26 protein-coding genes are annotated in these 24,099 nt (G+C 38.9%); 19 read left to right on the forward strand and 7 right to left on the reverse strand.

What is annotated here, in order from left to right; genetic code table 11:
* Positions 1-8: 8 nt before the first annotated feature.
* The 4 genes from ACFSKV_RS02040 to ACFSKV_RS02055 form a co-directional block, all read right to left on the reverse strand.
* Entirely contained in the window at positions 9-1,253 is a 1,245-nt protein-coding gene (locus ACFSKV_RS02040) for a hypothetical protein (RefSeq protein WP_380799975.1), read from the reverse strand.
* A gap of 57 nt (positions 1,254-1,310) precedes the next feature.
* The gene (locus ACFSKV_RS02045; protein WP_380799976.1) at positions 1,311-1,631 is read right to left on the reverse strand and encodes a hypothetical protein; all 321 of its coding nucleotides are present in this window, start codon (positions 1,629-1,631) and stop codon (positions 1,311-1,313) included.
* A gap of 72 nt (positions 1,632-1,703) precedes the next feature.
* Complete coding sequence (locus ACFSKV_RS02050) at positions 1,704-1,997, reverse strand: winged helix-turn-helix domain-containing protein (RefSeq protein WP_380799978.1); 294 nt, start codon at positions 1,995-1,997, stop codon at positions 1,704-1,706.
* Between the two features lies 1 nt (position 1,998).
* Positions 1,999-2,613, reverse strand: coding sequence for a hypothetical protein (locus ACFSKV_RS02055; RefSeq protein ID WP_380799980.1), 615 nt, complete (start codon positions 2,611-2,613; stop codon positions 1,999-2,001).
* Positions 2,614-2,906: 293 nt separating this feature from the next.
* Between ACFSKV_RS02055 and ACFSKV_RS02060 the strand changes: the two genes are divergently transcribed.
* The 14 genes from ACFSKV_RS02060 (at position 2,907) to cysM (ending at position 14,271) form a co-directional block, all read left to right on the forward strand.
* Entirely contained in the window at positions 2,907-3,152 is a 246-nt protein-coding gene (locus tag ACFSKV_RS02060; RefSeq protein WP_380799982.1) for a type B 50S ribosomal protein L31, read from the forward strand.
* 71 nt (positions 3,153-3,223) lie between these two features.
* The gene (locus tag ACFSKV_RS02065; RefSeq protein ID WP_380799983.1) at positions 3,224-4,423 is read left to right on the forward strand and encodes a GlmU family protein; all 1,200 of its coding nucleotides are present in this window, start codon (positions 3,224-3,226) and stop codon (positions 4,421-4,423) included.
* Positions 4,424-4,429: 6 nt separating this feature from the next.
* Positions 4,430-5,578, forward strand: a complete 1,149-nt coding sequence (locus ACFSKV_RS02070) for a DNA polymerase III subunit (protein WP_380799984.1) — start codon at positions 4,430-4,432, stop codon at positions 5,576-5,578.
* A complete protein-coding gene (locus ACFSKV_RS02075; RefSeq protein ID WP_380799986.1) occupies positions 5,578-6,009 on the forward strand; it encodes an ATP-dependent zinc protease family protein in 432 nt (143 codons plus the stop codon). The genes ACFSKV_RS02070 and ACFSKV_RS02075 overlap by 1 nt, the downstream gene beginning before the upstream one ends.
* Positions 6,006-6,938 carry a 30S ribosomal protein S6--L-glutamate ligase gene (gene rimK, locus ACFSKV_RS02080; RefSeq protein WP_380799988.1) on the forward strand — a complete coding sequence of 311 codons (933 nt, stop codon included), beginning with the start codon at positions 6,006-6,008 and terminating at the stop codon, positions 6,936-6,938. The genes ACFSKV_RS02075 and rimK overlap by 4 nt, the downstream gene beginning before the upstream one ends.
* Complete coding sequence (hemC, locus tag ACFSKV_RS02085) at positions 6,910-7,848, forward strand: hydroxymethylbilane synthase (RefSeq protein WP_380799989.1); 939 nt, start codon at positions 6,910-6,912, stop codon at positions 7,846-7,848. The genes rimK and hemC overlap by 29 nt, the downstream gene beginning before the upstream one ends.
* A 5-nt stretch (positions 7,849-7,853) precedes the next feature.
* Positions 7,854-8,681, forward strand: coding sequence for a peptidylprolyl isomerase (locus ACFSKV_RS02090; protein WP_380799990.1), 828 nt, complete (start codon positions 7,854-7,856; stop codon positions 8,679-8,681).
* Positions 8,682-8,950: 269 nt separating this feature from the next.
* Positions 8,951-10,339 carry a sodium-dependent transporter gene (locus ACFSKV_RS02095; protein WP_380799992.1) on the forward strand — a complete coding sequence of 463 codons (1,389 nt, stop codon included), beginning with the start codon at positions 8,951-8,953 and terminating at the stop codon, positions 10,337-10,339.
* A 139-nt stretch (positions 10,340-10,478) separates the two neighbouring features.
* Positions 10,479-10,856 carry a response regulator gene (locus ACFSKV_RS02100; RefSeq protein WP_380799993.1) on the forward strand — a complete coding sequence of 126 codons (378 nt, stop codon included), beginning with the start codon at positions 10,479-10,481 and terminating at the stop codon, positions 10,854-10,856.
* A gap of 85 nt (positions 10,857-10,941) precedes the next feature.
* Positions 10,942-11,532 (forward strand): porin family protein, encoded by a 591-nt coding sequence (locus tag ACFSKV_RS02105; protein ID WP_380799994.1) that lies wholly within the window; start codon positions 10,942-10,944, stop codon positions 11,530-11,532.
* A gap of 190 nt (positions 11,533-11,722) precedes the next feature.
* Positions 11,723-12,010: an FtsB family cell division protein gene (locus ACFSKV_RS02110; protein WP_380799995.1), complete on the forward strand. Its 288-nt coding sequence runs from the start codon at positions 11,723-11,725 to the stop codon at positions 12,008-12,010.
* Positions 11,991-12,542, forward strand: a complete 552-nt coding sequence (locus tag ACFSKV_RS02115) for a hypothetical protein (RefSeq protein ID WP_380799997.1) — start codon at positions 11,991-11,993, stop codon at positions 12,540-12,542. The genes ACFSKV_RS02110 and ACFSKV_RS02115 overlap by 20 nt, the downstream gene beginning before the upstream one ends.
* 20 nt (positions 12,543-12,562) lie before the next feature.
* Positions 12,563-13,396, forward strand: a complete 834-nt coding sequence (locus ACFSKV_RS02120) for a serine O-acetyltransferase (protein ID WP_380799999.1) — start codon at positions 12,563-12,565, stop codon at positions 13,394-13,396.
* On the forward strand, positions 13,393-14,271 hold the full coding sequence (gene cysM / locus ACFSKV_RS02125) for a cysteine synthase CysM (protein ID WP_380800002.1): 879 nt from the start codon (positions 13,393-13,395) through the stop codon (positions 14,269-14,271). The genes ACFSKV_RS02120 and cysM overlap by 4 nt, the downstream gene beginning before the upstream one ends.
* A 36-nt stretch (positions 14,272-14,307) precedes the next feature.
* On the opposite strand, the gene ACFSKV_RS02130 is transcribed toward cysM, so the two are convergent.
* From ACFSKV_RS02130 to ACFSKV_RS02140, 3 genes are all read right to left on the reverse strand, one after another.
* Positions 14,308-15,672, reverse strand: a complete 1,365-nt coding sequence (locus ACFSKV_RS02130; RefSeq protein WP_380800004.1) for a Gfo/Idh/MocA family oxidoreductase — start codon at positions 15,670-15,672, stop codon at positions 14,308-14,310.
* A gap of 264 nt (positions 15,673-15,936) precedes the next feature.
* Positions 15,937-17,010 (reverse strand): Ldh family oxidoreductase, encoded by a 1,074-nt coding sequence (locus tag ACFSKV_RS02135; protein ID WP_380800005.1) that lies wholly within the window; start codon positions 17,008-17,010, stop codon positions 15,937-15,939.
* 35 nt (positions 17,011-17,045) lie between these two features.
* Positions 17,046-18,002 carry a Ppx/GppA phosphatase family protein gene (locus tag ACFSKV_RS02140; protein ID WP_380800007.1) on the reverse strand — a complete coding sequence of 319 codons (957 nt, stop codon included), beginning with the start codon at positions 18,000-18,002 and terminating at the stop codon, positions 17,046-17,048.
* A gap of 166 nt (positions 18,003-18,168) precedes the next feature.
* Here ACFSKV_RS02140 and ACFSKV_RS02145 point away from each other — a divergent pair, with 166 nt between their 5' ends.
* The 5 genes from ACFSKV_RS02145 to ACFSKV_RS02165 all read left to right on the forward strand — a co-directional run bounded on the left by ACFSKV_RS02145 (position 18,169) and on the right by ACFSKV_RS02165 (position 23,739).
* Positions 18,169-19,752 (forward strand): acyl-CoA carboxylase subunit beta, encoded by a 1,584-nt coding sequence (locus ACFSKV_RS02145; protein ID WP_380800008.1) that lies wholly within the window; start codon positions 18,169-18,171, stop codon positions 19,750-19,752.
* A gap of 35 nt (positions 19,753-19,787) precedes the next feature.
* Positions 19,788-20,855 (forward strand): M42 family metallopeptidase, encoded by a 1,068-nt coding sequence (locus ACFSKV_RS02150; RefSeq protein ID WP_380800010.1) that lies wholly within the window; start codon positions 19,788-19,790, stop codon positions 20,853-20,855.
* Between the two features lie 171 nt (positions 20,856-21,026).
* A complete protein-coding gene (locus ACFSKV_RS02155) occupies positions 21,027-22,376 on the forward strand; it encodes a Gfo/Idh/MocA family oxidoreductase (RefSeq protein WP_380800013.1) in 1,350 nt (449 codons plus the stop codon).
* A 2-nt stretch (positions 22,377-22,378) separates the two neighbouring features.
* Positions 22,379-23,137 (forward strand): 3-keto-disaccharide hydrolase, encoded by a 759-nt coding sequence (locus tag ACFSKV_RS02160; protein ID WP_380800014.1) that lies wholly within the window; start codon positions 22,379-22,381, stop codon positions 23,135-23,137.
* Positions 23,134-23,739: a 3-keto-disaccharide hydrolase gene (locus ACFSKV_RS02165; protein ID WP_380800016.1), complete on the forward strand. Its 606-nt coding sequence runs from the start codon at positions 23,134-23,136 to the stop codon at positions 23,737-23,739. The genes ACFSKV_RS02160 and ACFSKV_RS02165 overlap by 4 nt, the downstream gene beginning before the upstream one ends.
* Positions 23,740-24,099 lie beyond the last annotated feature (360 nt).

The raw sequence follows: 24,099 nt of genomic DNA on the forward strand, positions 1-24,099 counted from the left end.
AAACTGAACTATTGAAATCCGAAAGCAAAAGGAAGGATAAAGACAATCAACAATGACCAGATAAGGTAAACAGGGATGTACTGGACTATTGATCTGCCCACATCTGACAATTCTTTTTTTCCCAATACGGACTTATAGAGTTTGATGATGACTATCATGATATGGGTCAACATCAAGACATTGGCTCCAAGTACAGCAATTCTGTTTGGCGAAATTCCCCATTCCGAGATGCGGTAGATGATGGCTGATAATGCGATTAGATTTACTACTGTAGTGACTATGGCCAATAAGAGTAGAATCCATATTCCAAATTTATTTTTCTGTCTGTTTGTGCTTTCAGCAACAGAAAAGAAAATCAAGGCCATAACCCCAATCAAAAGAAGGTTAAATAACATTAGAAACTCCCTGTCATTGTAGGGGTCTTTTCCGGAAAAGACAATTGCAGACAAATACACCACAAGCATCACAAGCACCAATGGGCTGAATAGTTTAGCAATGACAGGAGATACCCTATTGACTAGTTGTGGGTTGTTTTGGGTAAGGAAAGTTGCAATAATTGGAACCATGGGCAACCCGAAAATCACCACATAACTAAAATAAAACTTCTGATTTTTCAGCCCAATAAATTCAAATAATCCCAGTGTAATCCCTGTCATCAGTCCGCCTGCAATCAATAAAAGCCCGGACATAACTAACAGATCTCCATTGAATCGCAGAAATTCAAGTCTTTTCTGGAAGTTTTGAAGTTCATGACCGGAAAAGGAAATCCCAAAAAGTCCCCAAAGCAGTATAGGTAAATGAAGACATGCCAAAGTCAGTGTATTGCTTTCAGGATTGTTAGGTAAAAGGTTGATATAAATAAGGAAAACCAAAAGCATTGCTGTTATCCATGCAATTGTTTTGTTAGATAGATTGTTTTTGTGGATAAAATAAGCGGTTAAGGAAGGAAGGACAATAAAGCTGATGTTTCTGGGATAAAAGAATTCTTCATTGATGGTAAAAATATGAGGAATCTTGGCTAGTAAACCTGCGGTTAGGGAAAGGATTGCAACAAATTTCAATTCCTTCCTTGTTCCCCAGAAAATAGTATCAGTTTCATATATAAGTCTTTGATGCCAAAACTCAGCAAGTTTATTGTCTTTGAGTTCTGGATAAATACAGTCAAAGGCCTTTTTGAAGTCAGATTTGTTTTTCCTGTATAAACTTTCCAAATAGACAGGGTCTTCAAAGTGGGTTAAAATTTCTTCTTGCATGTTGTTATTTATTTTCAAATTTCAATTTTTCATCTAAGGATTCCGGACTGATGTTGATCAATTCCAATGGCCGGTAATTGCAAAAGCCATCACTGCGCTTATCCAAAGCGCCAAAAAGTATAAGATTGTGCTGAAAATAATAGCTAAGAGCTTTTTACTCCCTTTTGGAAACCATTGAAAACCCATCATGTAGAAAAATGCTCCAGCTATGGCCCCACCTGTTGGAATAATTATGAGTGGGTAATACATCCAGGATTTGAAATGGTCTTCTTTAGTAAGGATGATGATAAGCAGGAAGGCCAAGGGTAGAAAGGCACCTATGGAGATAGGCAGAATCAGTTTTTTGATTGACAGTGTGTTGTTGGAAGAATAGTTCATAGCATGGTTTATTTTGATTAATTCTGATTGCTTGAAAGTACTTTGTAATTCAAAGTAAATTGATAAATTTTTTTAAGCTTTATTTTCTTTGATCAGCCTTTCAAGGAATTCCAGGTGGGATTGGAATGCCTTTTTCCCCATTGAAGTGGCCATATAAGTTGTTAAAGGTTTTCTTCCCATAAAGGATTTTTCTACCGAAATATATTTCTGGTTTTCTAAATACCTGAGATGAGAAGCCAAATTTCCGTCGGTGACTTCCAATAATTCCTTAAAAGAGTTGAAATCAAATTGCTCATTGACCATTAGAATGGACATAACCCGAAGTCTGATCACATTTTCAAATGCTTTGTCGAAAATCCCTGTCACTTTATTGGTTGTATTTGTAATACATCAAGCTTCCATATAGAATATGTAATAGGCCAAATCCCAATGCCCAGATTATCAGGCCGAATTCCGGGAAAAAGGCTGCGGTAATTCCCAGAATAATTTGGCTATATCCGAGATTTTTGATTTCCTTGAGGGTAAAGTGGGAAGCATTGAACAGACCCAAACCATAAAACACCAACATTGCCGATGCAATGAAGCTAGAAAACCCTTGATGCAAAAGAGCGAAACAAAATAACCCCCCAATAATAACAGGAATAAAAAGAGATTCAATAAATCGTTTTCCAGCGGGTGTGCTCAGATGTCCGGATTTATTGTTACTTTTTCTCCTGCTCAAGATCCAGGCAGTAAAGATGGATAGCGCCAATACCGTAATTGCCGTATAGATCAAGTTGGTCAATACTCTTCCGGATAATTGATGAAGAGAGTTATTCCCAAAAGGTAGATGCGGGAAGTAAAGCCAATAATAAGCTATGAGGGCACCGATTAATGCATAGATTCCAGCCATGACGCCAGCTAGTCCGCTCAAGGAAAGGAAGCGTGTACTGCGCTCCATCATAGTTTTGATCTCTGCTAAATCTTTATTAGGATCTTTCATTTTAAAAGTACTTTGAAAAACAAAGTAATATAAAATAAATGATAACTCGAAAAGGAATTGAAAAAATTTTGCAAATGAATTCTTGGCAGCTAATGAAAGGGTGGTTTGGGAATTGAAAATTTAGGGCCTTGAAATAACGGGTTTAGCATATAATCTTTGTTTTTGGAGTTGGTATTGAATCGAGGTTCAAATTGATCCTACAAATAATTTTCAGGGTTTCTTGGAAAGGTTTCGAAAAAGAAATAACTTTGTGCCTCATTTGTGAAAAGCGGTCAAAGATAAATAGTAATACAATGAAAAAAGAGATTCATCCTAACTACAGAGATGTCGTATTTTACGATACCTCCAGCGAATATAAGTTCATCACCAAGTCCACTATTGAGACGAACGAAACTATTGTTTGGGAAGACGGTAAAGAATATCCGGTTTACAAAATTGAAGTGAGCTCCAATTCACACCCTTTCTACACTGGTAAGAAAATGTTGTTGGATACTGCAGGACGTGTGGAAAAATTCAACAAAAGATACGCAAAGAAATAATTGTCCTGAAAGTTTAACAGGTAAAAGTCTCGCGGGAGTTGTTTTCCGGGAGACTTTTTTATTTTTGTGGCATGGACAATCTGATATTATTTGATGACCCGGCCATCAGGGGTTCTTTATTGCCCTTCACTTTTACCCGACCTGTAGCAGATATACGGGTAGGAATTCTCAAGATTTCTCAAAAATGGGAAAAATATAGCGGATTGACCCCGGGTTTTCTGACTCAGGATTATCTTTCGTCCAAGTTTCCAAAAAAAGAAGGTGCTGCTATTTTGGTTAATGGAGCAGTGTGCCCCTCCCCAATACTCTGGAATAAAATACAAGGATTGAACAAGGGAGAGGCGCTTTATAAGCAGAATATCCTACTTGCCGCTCTTATAGAAGATCCCGCATCATTTCAACCTGAAATCTGCAAGTCCTTCACAAGCATTGATTTTGAGGAAGATCTGACAATCATTCAAAAAAGCTGGCACATTTTCCAATTCAATGGAAAGGAGCTGAAAAATGATTTTAGACTAATTACTGAAGGAAGGGTTTCTCAGCCCAATCCGGATAAACATACTATTATTTACAATGAAGAAGAGATATTCATTGAACCGGGGGCCAAAATAAAAGCTGCCGTTCTCAATGCGGAAGCTGGACCTATTTATATAGGAAAGAATACCGAAATACAGGAAGGCGCCTTAATCCGTGGACCATTTGCTTTATGCGAAGGTTCTACGGTAAATATGGGAGCAAAAATGAGGGGAGATACAACTATTGGTCCATCTTGCAAAGTTGGAGGAGAGATATCAAATTCAGTAATTTTCGGATATAGCAATAAGGGGCACGAGGGTTTCCTTGGTAATGCTGTTCTCGGTGAATGGTGTAACATAGGTGCTGATTCCAATAATTCAAACTTAAAGAATAATTATGCGCAAGTGAAAATATGGGATTACACCAAAGGTGGCTTTTCCAATACGGGTTTGCAGTTTTGTGGCCTGATGATGGGGGATCATTCTAAATGTGGTATCAATACCATGTTTAATACAGGTACAGTAGTTGGGGTTGGGGCCAATATTTTTGGAGACGGCTTTCCAAGAAACTTCATACCCTCTTTTTCCTGGGGAGGAGCTGCCGGTTTCAGCACTTTTCAGGTCAGAAAATTTGAGGAGACAGCCATTGCCGTCATGGCACGTAGAGGAATGGAATATAGTGACCTTGAAAAAGAAATCATTGAAAAGGTTTTTGAATTGACCAGACATTACCGTATTTGGGACAAAGAAGGTTAAGAGTTTATGTTATTTTCTTCCATACCAGGGCATAAAGAAGTCAAAGACAAAATTATCAATGCTGTAAAGACCAACCATCTTGCGCATGCATTGCTGTTTCATGGCCCTGAAGGTTCGCCCAACCTGAAAATGGCATTGGCATTGGCTACTTATCTACACTGCGAAAATCCAGGTGATCAAGATGCCTGTGGGGTTTGTCCTTCCTGTCAAAAGATGGCAAAATTGGTTCATCCTGATATAAACTTTTCTTTTCCTTTGCCAGGTGAAGGGAAAGACAAGGAAGAAGAAGACGAAAAAAAGAAAGTTGATTTTTTGGCATCCTTTAGAAGTTTTGCCCTCAGCACTCCCTATGGTAGTGTTTCAGATTGGATATATCTGAATGACTTTGAAAAGAAACAATTGAATATTTCAAAATCAGCTGCTAGGCAAATCATCAAAACCCTTTCATTAAAATCATTTGAAGGGGGATATAAAATCATGGTAATTTGGTCCCCCGAATTCATGCATATAAATGCAGCTAATGCATTGCTTAAGATTTTGGAGGAACCGGCCGAAAAAACCATTTTCTTATTGGTAACCTCCCATCCGGAGCAACTGCTTACAACCATTCTGTCCAGGACCCAAAAAGTTATGATCAGGGCATTTTCAGATGAAGAAATCATGGATCATCTGGTCAATGAAAAATTTTGTTCCAGGGAAGTTGCTACCCAGATTGCACCCTTGGCAGATGGCAATATGAGGGAAGCCTACAGAATGATAGATCAGGTAGAAGATGAAAATACTGCTTTGATCCGTGATTGGTTTCGAGTCTGTTATTCCATTCAGGTTAATGAAATGATGGCTTTTGTTGAAAATTTTAGCGGAAAAGATAAAGAGGCCCAGAAGTCGCTTTTACTGAGCGCAATCAATGTTATCAGGGAAGTGCTGCTGGATAAAAGTCAGTTGTTCGAACTGATGAGAAGTGCCGAATCTGATAGGGATTTTATCCATAAGCTCGGAGTAAATGTTTTGGATGAGGATAAATTGGCTAAGATTTATGAATTAATCAATAGAGCCAGTTATTACCTTGAAAGGAATGCCAATGCTAAAATATTATTTGCTGACCTTTCTTTTAGCATTGCGAGGATATTGAAACCTCTTCAAACTGCTTCCTAATGAAAAAAATAATAGGGCGAAGAGAGAAGATTTCCCTTCCGGAATGGGGATTAAAAGATATTTCCGGGAAAATTGACACAGGTGCATATACTTCTTCCATTCATTGTGAATATTGGGAAGAAAAACAGGAAGGAGGAGAAAAAGTGCTTTATTATATCGTATTGCCCAAAAACCATCCCAAGTATAACGGAAAAATCATAAGGACACAGAATTATAGCCAAAAAAAGGTCAAGAACTCCTTTGGTCAGGAAGAAGTAAGGTATAAAGTCAATACAAAAGTAATTATGTTTGGGGAGGAGTTTGAAATGGAATTCACTCTTTCGGATAGATCAAAAATGAAGAACCCCATTCTCCTTGGAAGAAAAGTGTTGGGAGGGAAGTTTTTAGTAGATGTCCAGGAAGTTAATTTATCAAAAAAATCAAGAAAATGAGAATAGCGGTTTTATCACGAAACCCCCATTTATATTCTACCAGAAGGCTGGTTGAGGCCATTAGAGATGCTGGTCATGAGTCCTTGGTAGTGGACCATTCGATTTGCGACCTGATCATTGAGCAAGAAGGACCTTCTATCATTTATAAAGGAGAGAAATTGGCAGATGTGGATGCTATTATTCCCAGAATTGGGGCTTCGGTTACTTTTTATGGTACAGCAGTGGTCCGGCAATTTGAATTGATGGGTGTTTTTTCTGCAAATGATTCCCAGGCTATTGTAAGGAGCAGGGATAAACTTAGAAGTTTACAGATTTTATCTAAAGCTGGTTTGGGAATGCCTAAAACAGCATTCACCAACTTTTCAAAAGGTGGTGAAAAAGCACTGATCGAAAGAGTGGGGGGAGCACCTCTGATCATTAAACTGTTGGAAGGCACACAGGGCTTGGGAGTGGTATTGGCGGAAACAAAAAAGGCAGGACAATCTGTAATTGAGGCATTCCATGGCCTTAGGGCGAGGATTATTGTGCAGGAATTCATCAAAGAGGCGAAAGGTGCAGACATCAGGGCGTTTGTAGTAAATGGTAAAGTAGTTGGGGCAATGAAAAGACAAGGAGCAGAGGGTGAATTCCGGTCCAACCTTCATAGGGGAGGAAAAGCGAGCATAATTAAATTAAGTAAAGAAGAAAAATCGGCCGCATTGGGTGCCGCAAATGCTTTGGGATTAGATATTGCAGGTGTTGACATGCTCCAATCCGAAAGAGGCCCTCTAATTTTAGAGGTAAACAGTAGCCCTGGCTTAGAGGGGATAGAAAAAGCAACGCAAATCAATATTGCAGGCGAAATTGTTAGATTTATTGAGGATTCGGTTCAAAAGAGAGCCAATAAAAGAAAGTTGAAAAATGAACAGAGTAATCCGGATAGGCACTAGAGGAAGTAAACTTGCTCTTTGGCAGGCTTATTATGTGGCCGACTTACTGAAAGCCAAAGGACTTGAATCTGAAATTGTAGTAGTGGAAACAAAAGGAGATAAAATCCTAGATGTTTCTATTTCAAAAATTGGCAGTAAAGGAGTTTTTACAGAGGAACTTGAAGAGCAATTGGTCACCGGATCAATTGATATAGCCGTCCACAGCGCCAAAGATATGCAATCCCGTTTGCCTGAAGGCTTTGAATTAATTGCATTCACTGAAAGGGAAAAAGTAAATGATATCATCCTTAGTCATAAACCTGATATAGACTATAAAGATTCTTCCAAAACTTTGGTTTTAGGGACATCTTCCACCCGAAGAATAGCTACGCTAAGACATTTTTATCCGCATGTAAAAACAGTCGAGGTTAGAGGAAATCTTCAGACTAGGATAACCAAAATGGAGACAGGTTTATGTGATGCTTTATTGTTAGCTTATGCAGGTGCGCATAGGATGGGGTATGATGATCTAATCCGTCATGAATTATCCTTGGAAGAGTTTACCCCAGCAGTTGGTCAAGGAAGTGTGGCCATAGAATCCGCAGTAGGGCTGGACGCTAATCTAAAAGCAATAATTGTGGAAGCATGCCATCATTTGGAAACTGGATACAGATTGACAGCTGAAAGGAGTTATTTAAGGGTTTTGGAAGGGGGATGTAGTATACCGGTTTTTGCTCTCGCCGAAATTCTGGAAGGTCAACTGGTCCTTAAGGGAGGGATTGTCAGTCTAGATGGTTCCGAAAGATTAACCCATCAACTCATCGGCAGGCCTGAAGATGCCGGGCAAATCGGGGAAAGGTTAGCGGAATTGATTCTTTCAACTGGGGGGGACAGGATTTTAAATGAAATAAAATCAGAACTTAAAAAATGAAAAAAATGAGGCTAATTACTTTTGTGGTTTTGCTTTTTGTTCTTTTTTCCTGCACAACGGAAAAGGACTACCTTATTAAGATCCAAACGAAGCATGGTGATATGTATGCCGTTTTATTTGACGAAACCCCAATACACAAGAAGAATTTTGTCGATTTGGCAAAAGCTGGCCGGTTTGATTCCACAGAGTTTCATAGGGTAATCCCACATTTCATGATTCAGGGCGGTGATGTTTTTGGGAAAGAAGGATTACCCCAGGATCAGTGGCCAACCATAGCTGCTGAAATTGTTCCGCAATATTTTCACAGTAAAGGAATGATTGCTGCGGCACGCCAAGGGAATAACATCAATCCGGAAAGGAGATCAAGTGGATCCCAATTCTATATCGTACAGGGGAAAGTATATGAAAGAGATGAATTGGTGACCGATATGAAGTTGCTTTCAGAAACATTTTTTAAATATATACAATTGGCAAGTAATGAGGCTTTGAAAAATGAATACAGCAGGCTTTATGAGGAGGAAAAATTTGACTCCTTAAATCATCTAATGCTTCAAGAGAAAACAAATTTGGAGGGGTTTTACAGTATTAATTTGGAAAAACCCCTTACAAAAGAGCAAATAGAAGCTTACACATCCATTGGGGGAACGCCGCATTTGGACGGGGAGTATACCGTGTTTGGTAAAATAATAGATGGTTTGGATGTAATGGAAAAGATTGCCTCAGTACCTACAGGTCCGAGGGACAAACCCTTGGAATCAGTTTTTATGATCCTTAGCGTTGAAGAATTACCAAAGACAAAAATCACCAAAAAATTTGGTTATGAGTACAAATAATACTGTATTTCAATTCTTTATGAATATTATTTTTAAAATAAAAGCATTTTATTTTGCTACTTTCATATAGTTCTGAATTTTGGTTTGTTTCAATACTTAACCAATAATCCAGGTAATCATTTCAATGAGAAAGTTTTGCTCAGGTTAATAGGGATTGTTATGTATTCTTCCAAAAGTTTGACAGATGGAATTGCTATTTTATCAAAACAAATTAAATTAGCCGATTCTTAATCATTAAATTTTCTAAAAAATACACTAATAGAGAAAGTATGGCGATAAGTTCAGAAACCCAAGGCAGAGGCCAATGGGGATCCAGTTTGGGTTTTATTATGGCAGCAGCCGGATCGGCAGTTGGTTTGGGGAATATTTGGAGGTTTCCTTATCTGACAGGGCAAAATGGAGGAGGTGCTTTTGTTTTTGTTTATATCCTCTGTGTAATTTTGATTGGGTTACCCCTTTTACTGAATGAAATTTCTTTAGGGAGGTTGTCCGGGAAAAACCCTATCGGAGCCATCAGGGGCACGGGAGGAAACAAATTTTGGCAACTTGCCGGAATACTTTGTATTCTGGTTTGTTTTTTTGTTTTGAGTTATTATTCTGTGATCGCAGGATGGACTTTGGGTTATATTTTTACAGAGGTCATTAATATTCCTGTTGATTTTGAAGAATTCCAGCAGACACCAAGTTATATCATTCCTCTGACCTTTGCGTTTTTGTTGATGACAATAGGCATAGTATTAGGGGGTGTGTCAGGTGGTATTGAAAAAGCCGCTAAATTTTTGATGCCGTTATTATTGATCATTGTTTTGTTTATCGCTGGGCGAAGCGTCACTTTAGAAGGCGCAGGTGCTGGTATTGAATATTATCTGAATCCGGATTTTTCCAAGATCAACTCCAAAGTTGTACTTCAGGCCTTGGGCCAGGCTTTCTTTTCTATGTCCGTCGGTTGGGGCCTAATGATTACTTTTGGTTCTTATCTTCCAAAAAATGGAAATATCGTTTCCTCTTCCGGTTGGATTGCCGGTATGGATACAGTGGTAGCATTGATGGGAGGTTTGATGGTATTTCCTGCTTTGTTTGCATTACTGCCGGGAAAAGATCCCGCAGCAGGTCCGGCATTGGTATTTGATGTTCTTCCAAAGGTATTTGATGCCATGCCAGGCGGCAACATAATTGGTGGCATGTTTTTCCTATTGTTGATGGTTGCAGCCTTGACTTCCACAATATCCATGTTAGAGGTACCAGTAGCTTTTTTAATTGATGACAAAAAATGGAGTAGAAAAAAAGCGGCTTGGACAGTTGGAATCGCAGCTATGGTCCTGTCTGTACCTTCTGCTTTATCTTCAATAGAGGGTAATTTCTTCAATTCATTGTCTATTTCGTTTTTGGGAAATACAAAAGTCGGTTTTTTTGATATAATGGATTTTACTTTTGGCACTGTCGCAGTTGTAATAATCTGTTTAATGTTAAGTTTGTATACAGGTTGGGCAAAAAAAATCAGTGATTTTGCGGATGAACTCGCTACTGGAGCACCTGAATTCAAAGGTTTTTCAAGAAAAGCATGGATTTTCTTTATCAAATGGGTTTGTCCTGTAGTTATTGCTTTGGTTCTACTAGATCTGTTAGGTGTATTTGGAACCCCTCAGGAAGGTGGATAATCTAAAGTTAAAAGAAATAAAAGCATATTTCCGGAGGCTGTTTCAAAATTGGAGACAGCCTCTTTTTTATTTTAGCTTCTAAAAAATGCATTTTAAATAAAAATTTATGTACCTTAGCATATGGATAATTCATCTATTTATGAAAGTACTTGTGGTTGATGATGATGCGGTAAACAGGCTAATTCTTAAGAAAGTTTTTGAAAAAGAAAATGATACTGTTACGACTGCCAATAATGGATTGGAGGCTATGGATATCCTTACAAAAGAGCCTGATTTTCATGTGGTGATTACTGATATCATGATGCCGTTAATGGACGGAATCCAATTATTGGCTGAAATAAAATTGAATGATAATATCAGCAATATTCCTATCATTGGTTTTACCGCAGGTGACATTGATTATTTCAAGAGATCAAGTGTTATTTCATTTGATAGATTACTTCCAAAACCTATGGATTTTCACGAGTTGTATGATATTGCGAAGAGATTTGGTAGCGGAGCCCTGGAGGTGAATTGATTAATTCGGAAGGACATTGCATTTTTTTTATAATTTGGTTTTGCTTTTATTTTTTCAGAAATTAAAGCCTGTTAAAAAATTTCAGATGAAATACCTCCTAACAAGTGTTTTTAGCTTTTTTTTGATTTTCACGTTGCATGCGCAGGAATTTTCAATTGGTCCAAAGATTGGTATTTCGCAGGGAAATATTTCCGTGAACGGGGAAGGGTTTGAATCAGGCGATGAAAAATTCGGGTATCATCTGGGTGCTTTTGTGAGAATGGGTGGTCACTCTATATTTCTTCAACCTGAGTTTTTATTTTCTCAAACAGGAGGCACGATTATCCAAACCAATGATGCATTAGACACATTCAGCTATGATGCTTCATTTAATAGAATTGATATTCCGGTAATGTTTGGGTTTAAGATTTTGAGAATTTTTAGGCTTCAGGCTGGCCCGATTGCGTCCATTTTATTGGATTATACAATTGAAGATGCCTTGAAAAATGCCGTTGATGTAGACTACAGTTCTTCTACCTTAGGCTATCAAACAGGAATTGGCTTTGATATTGGAAATATTATTCTTGATTTCAAATATGAGAGTTCTTTAAGTAAAATTTCAAAAAGTGTGGTGGGATTTGAGACTGACCAAAGGCAAAACCAGTTAATACTTTCTGCAGGCATTAGATTGTTCTGAAAAATTGAACCAGTACTGGAAGTTTAACCCCAACTTTTTATGTTGATTTCAATATTAACAATTAATTCATTTTAGATGGGGGAAATTACTTGATATCGTTAAATCTTACGCCCGTAATTTTATTCCTTGCAAAGGTTTGGAATTATTTATTTTCTATTTTTTATATTTGTTTATATCAATGACCATAATTATGGGAAAATACCTGAAGTATACCAAGAATTTCTATGTAATGTTTACCTTGTTTTTCATTGTGTGGATGGTTTTAATAGATTCCAATGATATTGTTAGCCAGTTTAAACTTAGGGCAAAAGTCAGGGAGCTTGAAAAACAAAAAGAGTTTTATTTAGAGCGAAAAGAAAAAATAGAAGAGGATCGGCAAGAGCTGATGAGTAATTACGAACTGCTTGAAAAATTTGCCAGAGAGAGGTATCTGATGAAAAAGAAAACAGAAGATCTATATGTTGTGGTTGAGGAATAGTCTTTTTTTTTGTGTCTTTTTTCTTATATTTTTTTCGTCGATCGAGGCTTTTGCCCAAAGAGAAATTGATGAGGAAATGAAGCCTCCCTTAAAGGATAGGTTGTATTTTGGAGGGAATTTTGGGATGTCATTTGGAACCATCACCTTCATTGATGTCTCCCCTCTGGTAGGCGCTATGATTACCAATAAGCTTTCAGGGGGTGTGGGGGCAACTTTTCAATATTTTAATGACAATAGGTATGTGGGTGGAGAATCCAATCTTTATGGAGGAAGGGTTTTTGGAAGATACAATGTTTTCCCAAATTTCTTTGCCCATATGGAATATGAAATGTTGAACTTCGACCTTTACAATTTAGCATCTGAAACTTTTCGACGTGAATGGGTTCCTGGATTATTTGTTGGGGCCGGTTATTTTGCACCTTTCGGAAATAGAGGAGGGGCAAACTTCACCTTTTTGTATAATTTGATGTTTGACAACTTGAGATCTCCCTACAATGAACCATATGTTATCAGGATTGGTTTTGTAATGTAATTTAAAGCCGCCGGACCGCCATGGAATCATTAATTAAAAAACTCAGTAAATCACATAAAGATTGTCCTGAATGCCCTTCACCAAAAGTGGTTCATTCTTTTTTTGAAAGTATTTTGGGATTGTTATTCCCTGATTTTGCAACTGAATTATTGAAAGAAGAGGATCAGATTTCTGAAAAAATAGAGGAACTAAGGCATAAATTGAGTAGGATTCTTATCAGAAATAAACATCTTCATGATGGAGATGGGGCTGAAATAGCCCATTTATTTTTTTTGAAGCTGGAGAATGTATATGACTTACTAATTCAGGATGTACAGGCCATGTATGATGGTGATCCTGCGGCCAAATCTTTGACTGAAATCATCAGATGTTATCCGGGATTTTATGCCGTGGCAGCTTATAGAATTGCCCATCTTTTACATTCTTTAGGTGTAAATTTAATCCCTAGGATGATTACTGAATATGCCCACAGCAAAACAGGAGTGGATATTCATCCAGCTGCAAAGATTGGTGAAAGATTTTGTATTGATCATGGTACAGGAGTAGTAATAGGAGAGACTACAGAGATAGGAAATTGCGTTAAAATATACCAAGGGGTTACATTAGGAGCACTTAGTATTGAAAAAGCAGACGCAGATAAGAAGCGACATCCAACAATTGAGGATTACGTGGTAATTTATGCAGGAGCGACTATTTTGGGAGGTGATACCATTATTGGACATCACTCCATTATAGGTGGGAATGTTTGGTTGACCAAGAGTGTACCCGCAAAAAGTAAAATTTACTATCAGGCAAAAATGTACAATCCGGCTTCCGACGAAACTGATACTTATATTATTAAAAGCGAAGGATGAAATTGATTGAATTGATAGGGAACACCCCTTTGGTAGAACTAAGTACAATTCCTTTTAATCCTCATGTAAAAATTTATTGCAAGCTGGAAGGACAAAATCCTGGGGGGAGTGTTAAAGACAGGGCTGCTTTCAATATGATAAAAAAGGCCCTGGAAAGAGGAGATATAAAACCAGGTGACAAATTGGTGGAAGCCACAAGCGGGAATACAGGAATTGCTCTAGCGATGGTAGCCAATATTTTAGGTCTTAAAATGACCCTGGTGATGCCGGATAATTCCACCCAAGAACGGGTGCTTTCCATGGAAGCATATGGTGCAAAAGTTATCTTGACGCCAGCCGAAAAAACAATTGAATTTTCCAGGGAATTAGCTGAGAGTATGGCTCTAAACGAAGGATATTTTTTACTCAATCAGTTTTCAAATCCTGATAATTATTTGGCCCATTACACCGGTACCGGTCCTGAAATATGGAAGGATACCCATGGGAAAATAACGCATTTTGTTTCTGCCATGGGTACTACAGGAACTATTATGGGAGTTTCCAGATTTTTGAAAGAAAAAAATCCAAATATTCAGATCGTAGGTGCTCAACCTACAGATGGTTCCAATATCCCTGGAATCAGAAGGTGGTCTCCAGAATTCTTGCCAGAAATTTTTGATCCTTCCAGGGTGGATAGAATTATTGATGTCAGCCAAAGTGACGCTACAATGATGACCAGAAGAATGGCAAAAGAAGAAGGTATATTAGCCGGAATGAGCAGTGGAGGATCTTTATTTGCCGCTTTGGAATTGTCCAAAAGTTTAGATTCAGGTATTATTGTTTGTATTACCTGTGATAGGGGCGACAGGTATTTGAGTTCAGACCTGTTTGGTTAAAAAATAACCCTGACATTCTAGCCAGGGTTATTGAATTTAAACTTTATCAGGCTCAGGATGTATCCAAGGACTTCTATATGGTCGACGTAATTTCTCAGTAGCTTCAGTGTCTCCGACAACAATCTTTTGTTTCGGGTCATAAACAAGGGTTCTTCCTAACTCCATGGACATATTCGCCAATATACAAGATGCGGTTGATATATGTCCTTCTTCGATATCAGCAACTGGTAATTTACCTGAATTGATGGATTCTATCAGGTTCAACATTTGTCTTCGGGTTGCCGGGGCTGCATTGAGTTCAATCCTATCTTCTTTAAGGTCTTCTGGATATTCTTCTCTTTCATACAAGCAATCAAATAAAATCTTATCCCCATTTCCATAGGGTATATACTCGGCTTTTAGCGTGCTACCTGCCAGCATGCCTTTTTCTCCAAATATTTTAAATGCCCAAGGGTATTCAGGATCAACTGGATTGCCCCAAGATCTATGTTGCCATACTACATTCAGTTCATCATATTCAAAAATAGCCGTTTGGGTATCAGAAATATTGGATTTTCCCTCTTTCTGTACATATATTCCGCCTGTAGATGTTATTTTTTTTGGCCATCCCAAGCCCAAAAGCCAACGGACTGTATCGAGCATATGTACGCACATATCTCCGGTTATACCGTTACCATATTCCATGAATGTTCTCCACCACCGGATATGGGGAAGGCCATCGTAAGGTCTTAAAGGCGCTGGCCCTGTCCACATTTCATAATCAAAAAAATCAGGAATCTCTTGCAAAAGGGGATTTCCATTTGCCCTCATATGATAGTAGCAACAGATTTCAACATGAGAGATTTTTCCCAGCTTGCCGCTTTGAAGAATTTCTTTTTTTGCGTCCAACAAGTGGGGAGTACTTCTCCTTTGGACTCCAACCTGAACTTTCTTGTTATATTTTCTTGCAGCAGCGACCACGGCTTCGCCTTCTATAACATCAACAGATATTGGTTTCTGGAGATAAACATGTGAACCAGCCTGAATTGCAGCTATAGCTTGCAGGGCATGCCAGTGATCTGGCGTACCTATCACAGTAATGTCCAGTTTATGGTTCTTTATTAAGTCCCGGTAGTCTTTATATAATTTTGGGGTCTTCCCTGATTTTGATCTTTTGGCTACCAATTCCCCTGCTTCTTTCAATAAATTGGCATCCACATCACATAAGGCGACCACATCACAGTTAGCAACTTGCATTAAGCGAAACAAATCACTTTTTCCATACCACCCAGTACCGATCAAAGCAACCTGAAGTGGCTGTTCGTTGTGAATGGGATGCATGCCCATCAGCCCCATACTGGCTAAAGCCAAGGTAGCTGCACTACTGCTTTTCAGGAAATCTCTTCTGTTGAGGTGATTCATAGGTTATTGGGTTAATAGGTGTCAATAATTTTAATTTCTACAATTTACAAAAAAGGGGATTCCCAGCAAAAATGATTTTACCAATGGTCCGATTTGAGGGATTTTCCAAATTAACCTTAAACCAAATGAAAATTGAATTGGAATTTATTTCCTTTTTTTCTGAAGTGAATTCCTTCAGACACAGACTTGGTCAACACCAAATCCAAATAATTCCTGAATTGAATTCCCCAGAAGTGATGAAATAATTGATGTGAGGGAAGAATGTTAATTGAACTTTACTCCAAATTTTTCTCCCAAGGAGGTTAAATCCTCTACAACAGGTTTTAATAAAGGGATGCCGTTGATTTTCCTTTCTTTTTCCAATTCTCTTTCAGGGTCTCCTGGGATCAGTACTTTTTCATTTCCAGGAGTGGTAGCTGCATTCCGGAATCTTGATATCCAATTATCCATATGGGCTTTAAACTCCTCAGCGGGACGGAAGGCATCCACCCGCATGGCGCCGAAGAAATGACCTATTCCCTCCCCTACAGGATTTGGGTCAGGGTCCAGGAATGCTACAAATGGAGGTACCCATGGGCCATAATTGGCACCGGACAATACTGCTGAAAAAATATCTACAATGGCTCCTAAAGCATAACCTTTATGTGAACCATGCTCCCGGTCCCCGCCTAAAGGCAATAAAGCCCCACCTTTTTTTACACCGTTTGAATCAGTAGTTTGATTTCCTTCTTTATCCTGCACCCATCCAAGTGGAGCATCTAAGTTTTTTCTTTGTAATATTTCCAATTTTCCATTTGCTGCCGTCGTTGTTGCCATATCCGCAACAAATGGTGGCTGTTTATCCGCAGGGATTGCAACGGAAATAGGGTTGGTGCCTAAAAGTCTTTCTTTTGAAAATGTCGGGCTGACCAAAGGGCTGGCATTGGTTAAAGAAATTCCAATCATATCGTGTTCCAAAGCCATCATAGCGTGATAACCTGCAATTCCATAATGATTGGAATGCTTGACAGAAACCCAGCCTGTTCCTGCATTTTTTGCTTTTTCAATGGCAACTTGCATAGCATATGGTGCTACCACTAAGCCTAGGCCCCCATCACCGTCCACTACTGCTGTGCTGGGTGTCTCGTGAATAATTCTAATATTCGGTTTTGGGTTGATTCGTCCCTTTTCCCATAAACGGATATAACCTGATAACCTTGCCACCCCATGGGAATCAACCCCACGCAGGTCTGCAGCTAATAAAACCTCTGTTGCCAAGAAAGCTTCTTTTTCAGAGCATCCAATTTTTTGCAAGATTTTATTGGTAAAATCGAATAATTGGGAATAAGAAAACGTCATGCTATTTTATGACTTGATTGGAAAAGAAATATCTTTTATCTGCTTTCTGCAGCTGCTAGAGAATGTTTGCCCATCAATTGGGCTATAGCCCCTTCCTTGAGGGCAAAGCTTGAACAAATTAATAAGTCAACCGGCAAAAGCTGAAGGATATATTCAATTAAGCAAGAAGCAACTACAATCATATCTACCCTCATTGGAATCATTCCGGGTATTTTCAACCTTTGCTCCTTATTCATGGTCAACAATTTTTGAGCAATTATTTCAAATTCATTTCTTGGTAATTGAAACACCTGTTGATCTTTCAATTTTACCTGATGTAGCGAAGCATAATAAATGTCAGTCAGGGTGTCAAATGTACCTGAAGCTCCCACAAGCCCAACAGGTTTGTACACTTTAATAGCTTCTTCCAATTCAGCCAGCTTTTCTGCTAAATAGGCAGTGAGATTATTCACCTCTTCTTTTAAAATAGGATCGTGGTAATGAAAAAGGTCCAACATTCTTTGTCCCCCAATTTCAAAACTTTTTCTCCATAAGGCTTCATGTTGGTTACCAATGATAAACTCTACCGAACCACCTCCAATATCCATCATAAGATCAGTTCTGTTTTGAAGAGATCCACTAAACCTGATCCCTTCATAAATCATTTGGGCTTCTTCTACACCACCAATCACATTCACATTAATCTGGAATTTTTCTTTGATTTCTTCCACGAATTCAGGCCCATTATCGGCATTCCTTACAGCACTGGTAGCAAACGCGAAGACATTTGTAATTCCCTCCCCCTCAATTAAGTTTTTAAAATGTTGTAAAGTATGAAAAGCCCTTTTTTTGGCCTCTGGGTGTATGGTGTTAAAGCTAATACCCCCCTGACCTATTTTCACAGGGATTTTTTCTTTGTATAAAGTTTCAAATCTTTGATCATATAATTCAACCAATAGCAGATGAAAAGTATTGGTACCCATATCAATGATTGCTGCCTTATTCGGAATCATGCCGACCTTAATTTTTGATTGTGCGAATATAGAAAGTTTATTGTAAATGCATGATAATCTCCACTTTTATATCTGATGGATTGATTTTTCTTTGATCTTCTGAAAATTTACTTTCCAGCTAGTCGGCACCTCCTTATATTTGGAAAAACCAAAAAACTTTAGGGATATGAAAAGCAATATCAAAGGGATCTACACCCTCCCAAGTAATAAGGAGAAAATCGAACTTTTGAAGAAAAAGAATGCTGAATCGCTTCTGGGTGGGGGTGAGAATAGGATAGCTGCTCAACACAAAAAAGGTAAACTTACTGCCAGGGAAAGGATTCATCTTCTGATAGATGAAGGGACTTTCCAGGAAATTGACAAATTTGTCATGCACAGGGCAAAAGATTTCGGTTTGGACAAGGAATATTACCTTGGGGATGGAGTGGTGACAGGATATGGGGAAATCAATGGAAGGTTGGTTTATGTATACTCGCAGGATTTTACTGTTTTTGGAGGGTCACTATCTGAAACCCATGCAGAGAAGATTTGCAAAATTATGGACATGGCAATGAAAAATGGTGCTCCCGTCATTGGTTTAAATGATTCTGGTGGTGCCAGAATTCAGGAGGGAGTAGTCTCACTCGGGGGATATGCTGATATTTTTTATAGAAATACCCTCGCTTCGGGTGTGGTTCCCCAAATTTCAGCCATTATGGGGCCATGCGCAGGGGGCGCGGTTTATTCGCCGGCCATAACCGATTTTATTTTAATGGTGGAGAATACTTCTTATATGTTTGTGACTGGGCCAAATGTGGTAAAAACAGTAACCCAGGAAAATGTGACCGCTGAAGAACTTGGAGGGGCAAGTACCCATAGTACCAAGAGTGGGGTTACCCATTTTGCTTGTGCCAATGAGCTGGAATGCATCAATCATATCAAAAAATTACTTACCTATATTCCCCAAAACTGTGAAGATGAGGCTCCGGTATATGCTTATGAAATGAAGGAAAATGAGTCGAGGGAAGTACTTGATAACATTGTGCCTGACAATCCCAACCATCCTTATGATATGAGGGAAGTTATTGAAGGGATCGTTGACGAATCCTCTTTTATGGAGGTCCATAAAAACTATGCTGATAATATCGTAGTGGGTTTTGCCCGTATAGCTGGAAGAAGTATTGGAATTGTGGGGAATCAGCCACAATCCCTGGCCGGAGTTTTGGATAATCATGCCTCTATCAAAGCTGCCAGATTTGTAAGGTTTTGCGATTCATTCAATGTGCCACTTTTAGTATTGGTGGATGTACCTGGATTCTTACCGGGAACCGATCAGGAGTGGAACGGGATTATCACCAATGGAGCGAAATTACTTTATGCATTTTCCGAGGCGACTGTTCCTAGAATAACGGTTATTACCAGAAAAGCTTATGGAGGAGCTTATGATGTCATGAATTCCAAACATATTGGGGCCGATTTGAATTTTGCCTGGCCGACAGCAGAGATTGCAGTGATGGGAGCAAAAGGAGCTGCCGAAATTATCTTTAAAAGAGAAATTGCAGAAGCAGATGATCAGGAAGCCAAGCTTCAGGAAAAAATCGACGAGTACACCTCAAAATTTGCCAATCCATACAGGGCCGCGCACCGAGGTTTCATAGACGAGGTAATTATGCCTTCAGAAACCAGGGAAAAATTGATAAGGGCCTACAAAATGCTGGAAAATAAGGTGGATAAGCTGCCAAGGAAAAAGCATGGAAACATTCCATTGTAAAATTCAAATTCCAAATTTCAAATTTCAACAACACTATGTCACAAACAACCGATTTTCTTTATAAATATATTAATAATGCATCACCTACAGGTTTTGAGGCTTCAGGACAGCAAATTTGGTTGGACTACATAAAACCATTTGTAGATACCTACTTTACCGATCATTATGGTACAGTTGTAGGAGTAATCAACCCTGAGCATCCATTCAAAGTTGTCATTGAAGCCCATGCGGATGAAATTTCCTGGTTTGTAAATTACATCAATGCTGATGGATATATATATGTGAGGCGCAATGGTGGTTCAGATCATATGATAGCCCCTTCCATGAGGGTAAATATCCATACTGATAAAGGGATTGTTCCGGGAGTTTTTGGATGGCCTGCCATTCATGTTAGAAAGGAAGGCAAAGAGGAATCTCCAACTTTGGACAATATTTTTATAGATGTAGGAGCCAGGTCCAAAGAAGAAGTTGAAAATTTGGGTATCCATGTAGGTTGTGTCATTACTTTCAAAGATGAATTACAGGAATTGAACGCAAAGTTTTATTCTGGAAGGGCACTGGATAATCGAATCGGTGGCTATATGATTGCTCAGGTAGCCAAAAAAATCAAAGAGTCAGGGATTAAACTTCCTTTTTCCTTATATGTTGTGAATGCTGTTCAAGAAGAAATTGGCTTAAGGGGAGCGGAAATGATTGCTGCCAGGATCAGACCCAATGTGGCTATCATAACAGATGTATGCCATGATACTACTGCTCCTCTTTACAGCAAAATCAGCAGTGGGGAACAGGTGGCAGGAAAAGGCCCAGTGCTCACATATGGGGCAGCAGTTCACAAAAAGTTGTTGGACTTGATCATTGGGACGGCCAAAAAGAATGACATTCCCTTCCAAAGAGCTGCTGCATCAAGAAGTACTGGGACCGATACTGATGCATTTGCCTATTCCAATGAAGGTGTACCCTCTGCTTTGATCTCTTTACCGCTGAAATATATGCATACTACTGTTGAGACAGCCAGTAAAGAGGATATCGAACATGTGATAGAATTGATCTATAGGTTCCTGCTGGAGCTTGATCCCGGTTATGATTTCAGGTATGTGGTTTAATTTTGATTTGTAAAAGTTAATAAGTCTGGTAGTACATGATATTCATTTTTCAATTCTGAATGTGATCTTGAACTTTATGCCGTTTATAAAATTATAAAGCATCTAAACCGACTTTTGCAAAAAATTTAATTAACTTTTGAACTCGAAAATTATTAATAATACCCAATATCCATGAAGCAACAAAGAAGAAATTTCTTAAAGAAATTAGGGGCAACGGGAGCTGTGGCCGCATTAAGTCCTTTGGCATTCAGCCAAGAATCCACAGCAAAGCAATTTCTGGAAAGGGAGGGGTTAATAAGTTCCCAAAATGAGTCTGCCATCCGGTTGGCTTTGATCGGAGCGGGCATTATGGGTATTGAAGACACCAATACAGCTTTAAAGCATTCCAATGTAGAATTGGTGGCAGTATGTGATTTATACAAAGGAAGACTGGACGCAGCCAAACAGAGGTGGGGCAATCATTTATTTGTAACCCAGGATCATCATGAATTACTCAAGAGAAGCGATGTTGATGCGGTTATCATCGCAACTTCCGACCACTGGCATAAACAGATCAGTATTGATGCCATGAATGCAGGAAAGCATGTCTATTGTGAAAAACCAATGGTTCATTCTGTAAAAGAAGGAATGGATGTCATCAATGCCTGGAAAAAGTCCGGCAAAGTTATGGTAGTCGGTAGCCAAGGTGTTTCTTCTTTGGGTAATGAGAAAGCCAAAGAGTTACTTGCCTCTGGAGCAATAGGTGATCTTGTATATGCAGAAGGATTTTGGGCAAGGATGTCGCCTGAAGGAGCTTGGCAATATGCTATTCCAAAAGATGGAAATGAGCAGACAGTAGATTGGAAACGATATACATCGAATACCAAAAGCCGTGATTGGGATCCCCTAAGGTTTTTCAGGTGGAGAAATTACCTAGATTATGGAACAGGAATGTCAGGTGACTTGTTTGTACACCTTTTTTCGAGTTTACATTTTATCACCAATTCCTATGGACCAAACAAAATATCCGCAATGGGAGGATTGAGGTATTGGAAAGATGGAAGGGAAGTGCCTGATGTTTTATTGGGAACTTTTGATTATCCGGAAACAAAGGAACATTCTGGGTTTAACCTTTCATTGAGGTGTAATTTCGTGGATGGAACCAGTGGTACCACTTATTTAAGAATTGTGGGGACAAAAGGTTCTATGGATGTGAAATGGGAAGAAGTTGTGGTGAAGATGAACCAGACCGTGACCTCTGATGATCCGTTTTTACAGGAACAGGCAAGATTAAGAGGTGAGCCTGAGACAAGAGCCACTATTTTACCTCCAAAAGAATTGGTCTATACCGCCCAAAGAAATTGGAAAGGGGCTCATTATGATCATTTTGGAAACTGGTTTACTGCCATCAGGACAGGTGGTACAGTCGCGGAGGATCCTGTATTTGGATTCCGTGCAGCTGCTCCGGCTTTATTATGTAACGATAGTTATTTTCAGAATAAATTAATTCAATGGGATCCTATAAATATGAAATTGATATGAGTATGAAAAATAGATTAGGATTATTATTGGCCTTATTTGTTATTTTCTATTCCTGTGCACCTGAAAAAAAAGAAGAAGTCGAGGAGGTGGAATCAGAAGTGGAGGTTGTGGCAGATAATACCTTGACAGAAGATGAAAAATCCCTAGGTTGGATGCTTTTATTTGATGGTGAAAACACGGATGGTTGGAGGTCTTTCAATGGAGAGGCTTTTCCTGATGGATGGACGGTAGAGGACGGTTCCCTAAAAGCACTGGGAACGGGAGGGGACATAGGGGGTGACATTGTATTTGCCCCAATGGACTTTGAACAATTTGAGTTGGAGTTTACCTGGAAAATAGCCCCTGGGGGAAACAGCGGTGTATTTTACCATGTGGTCGAAGATCCAAAATATAAAGCTCCATATGAAACAGGTCCTGAATATCAAGTAATTGATCAATTGGGATTTGAGCATCCCCTTGAAGACTGGCAGTCAATTGCTTCTGATTATGCCATGTATCCCGCGGATGTAGAAGGTGTAGTAAAACCTTCTGGAGAATGGAATATTTCTAAAATAATTTTCACCAATGAGTCTGCCAGTTATTGGCTCAATGGCAAAAAAACCCTGGAATTTGTCCCTTACTCTGAAGATTGGCTACAAAGGAGGAATAGTGGTAAATGGGATGCATTCCCAGATTATGCAATTTCAAAAACCGGATTGATTTCACTTCAGGACCATGGAAGTGAGGCTTGGTTCAAAAACATTAAAATTAGACCATTATGAAAAAAATAATCAGTACAGTATTTGCTATTTCAGTAATAGCTATAGTTTTTTCCTTCCAAGGGAAAAAAGAAATTTCTTTGTTTAACGGAAAAAATCTTAACGGTTGGGTAGTTTATGGAACTGAGAAATGGTATGTGGAAGACGGCTTGTTAATTTCTGAAAGTGGTCCTGATAAAGGCTATGGTTATTTAGGGACGAAGAAAAATTACAAAGATTTCGAGGTGAATATGGAATTTAAGCAGGAAGCGGATGGTAACAGCGGTGTATTCATCAGATCAACTGTTGATGGGACTAAAGTTTCAGGTTGGCAGGTGGAAGTTGCTCCTCCTGGTCATGATACCGGTGGAATTTATGAATCCTATGGTAGGGGCTGGCTGATCAAACCGGACAAGGAAAAGGACAGTGCCTTGAAATACGGTGATTGGAACCATATGAAGATCGTGGTAAAAGGGGACAGGGTTGTTTCTTATTTGAACGGGGTTGAAATGGTGGACTATTCTGACGGGAAAATAGGAAAAGGAGAAGGGGGAATTTTACTTCAGATCCATGATGGAGGAGGTATCAAGGTGTATTGGAGAAACATTACTTTGAAACCTTTATAATATATTTGTATAGTCTCTTTTAAAAAATCCTGCTTTGGTTTTTATCAAAGTAGGATTTTTTTTGAGATTGAGCATCAGTGACTTTTGTCATATTTTAAAAAATCTTTTTTGGAGTATTTTGGTAATTCAAAAAAGCTTCTCACATTTGCAATCCCAAACGGGGAAAATAGCAAAACTGAAGTGCTTGGCAAAAAAATAATTTTAAACTTTTTATTGTCAAAGGCAAAAAAGTAATTACCTTTGCAGTCCTGTTCGGAATGATCGGGAAAAAAGATCGGCCATATGGGCCGACGGTTCTGCCTTGAGAGGCGGAAAAAGTTCATTGAAGTGCTGGATACGAAACGACACAATTAAGAAAGA

Origin of the sequence: Shivajiella indica (genome assembly GCF_042683085.1) — a bacterium.
Lineage (GTDB): Bacteria > Bacteroidota > Bacteroidia > Cytophagales > Cyclobacteriaceae > Shivajiella > Shivajiella indica.

Coding starts and splice junctions, on each gene's coding strand:
- ACFSKV_RS02095 (WP_380799992.1), top strand. CDS start 8,951: ATGGCGATAAGTTCAGAAACCCAAGGCAGAGGCCAATGGGGATCCAGT.
- ACFSKV_RS02070 (WP_380799984.1), top strand. CDS start 4,430: ATGTTATTTTCTTCCATACCAGGGCATAAAGAAGTCAAAGACAAAATT.
- ACFSKV_RS02090 (WP_380799990.1), top strand. CDS start 7,854: ATGAGGCTAATTACTTTTGTGGTTTTGCTTTTTGTTCTTTTTTCCTGC.
- ACFSKV_RS02155 (WP_380800013.1), top strand. CDS start 21,027: ATGAAGCAACAAAGAAGAAATTTCTTAAAGAAATTAGGGGCAACGGGA.
- ACFSKV_RS02115 (WP_380799997.1), top strand. CDS start 11,991: ATGTTGTGGTTGAGGAATAGTCTTTTTTTTTGTGTCTTTTTTCTTATA.
- ACFSKV_RS02100 (WP_380799993.1), top strand. CDS start 10,479: ATGAAAGTACTTGTGGTTGATGATGATGCGGTAAACAGGCTAATTCTT.
- hemC (WP_380799989.1), top strand. CDS start 6,910: ATGAACAGAGTAATCCGGATAGGCACTAGAGGAAGTAAACTTGCTCTT.
- ACFSKV_RS02105 (WP_380799994.1), top strand. CDS start 10,942: ATGAAATACCTCCTAACAAGTGTTTTTAGCTTTTTTTTGATTTTCACG.
- ACFSKV_RS02065 (WP_380799983.1), top strand. CDS start 3,224: ATGGACAATCTGATATTATTTGATGACCCGGCCATCAGGGGTTCTTTA.
- ACFSKV_RS02130 (WP_380800004.1), bottom strand. CDS start 15,672: ATGAATCACCTCAACAGAAGAGATTTCCTGAAAAGCAGTAGTGCAGCT.
- ACFSKV_RS02055 (WP_380799980.1), bottom strand. CDS start 2,613: ATGAAAGATCCTAATAAAGATTTAGCAGAGATCAAAACTATGATGGAG.
- ACFSKV_RS02075 (WP_380799986.1), top strand. CDS start 5,578: ATGAAAAAAATAATAGGGCGAAGAGAGAAGATTTCCCTTCCGGAATGG.
- rimK (WP_380799988.1), top strand. CDS start 6,006: ATGAGAATAGCGGTTTTATCACGAAACCCCCATTTATATTCTACCAGA.
- ACFSKV_RS02040 (WP_380799975.1), bottom strand. CDS start 1,253: ATGCAAGAAGAAATTTTAACCCACTTTGAAGACCCTGTCTATTTGGAA.
- ACFSKV_RS02145 (WP_380800008.1), top strand. CDS start 18,169: ATGAAAAGCAATATCAAAGGGATCTACACCCTCCCAAGTAATAAGGAG.
- ACFSKV_RS02060 (WP_380799982.1), top strand. CDS start 2,907: ATGAAAAAAGAGATTCATCCTAACTACAGAGATGTCGTATTTTACGAT.
- ACFSKV_RS02160 (WP_380800014.1), top strand. CDS start 22,379: ATGAAAAATAGATTAGGATTATTATTGGCCTTATTTGTTATTTTCTAT.
- ACFSKV_RS02110 (WP_380799995.1), top strand. CDS start 11,723: ATGGGAAAATACCTGAAGTATACCAAGAATTTCTATGTAATGTTTACC.
- ACFSKV_RS02120 (WP_380799999.1), top strand. CDS start 12,563: ATGGAATCATTAATTAAAAAACTCAGTAAATCACATAAAGATTGTCCT.
- ACFSKV_RS02135 (WP_380800005.1), bottom strand. CDS start 17,010: ATGACGTTTTCTTATTCCCAATTATTCGATTTTACCAATAAAATCTTG.
- ACFSKV_RS02140 (WP_380800007.1), bottom strand. CDS start 18,002: ATGATTCCGAATAAGGCAGCAATCATTGATATGGGTACCAATACTTTT.
- ACFSKV_RS02045 (WP_380799976.1), bottom strand. CDS start 1,631: ATGAACTATTCTTCCAACAACACACTGTCAATCAAAAAACTGATTCTG.
- ACFSKV_RS02150 (WP_380800010.1), top strand. CDS start 19,788: ATGTCACAAACAACCGATTTTCTTTATAAATATATTAATAATGCATCA.
- cysM (WP_380800002.1), top strand. CDS start 13,393: ATGAAATTGATTGAATTGATAGGGAACACCCCTTTGGTAGAACTAAGT.
- ACFSKV_RS02165 (WP_380800016.1), top strand. CDS start 23,134: ATGAAAAAAATAATCAGTACAGTATTTGCTATTTCAGTAATAGCTATA.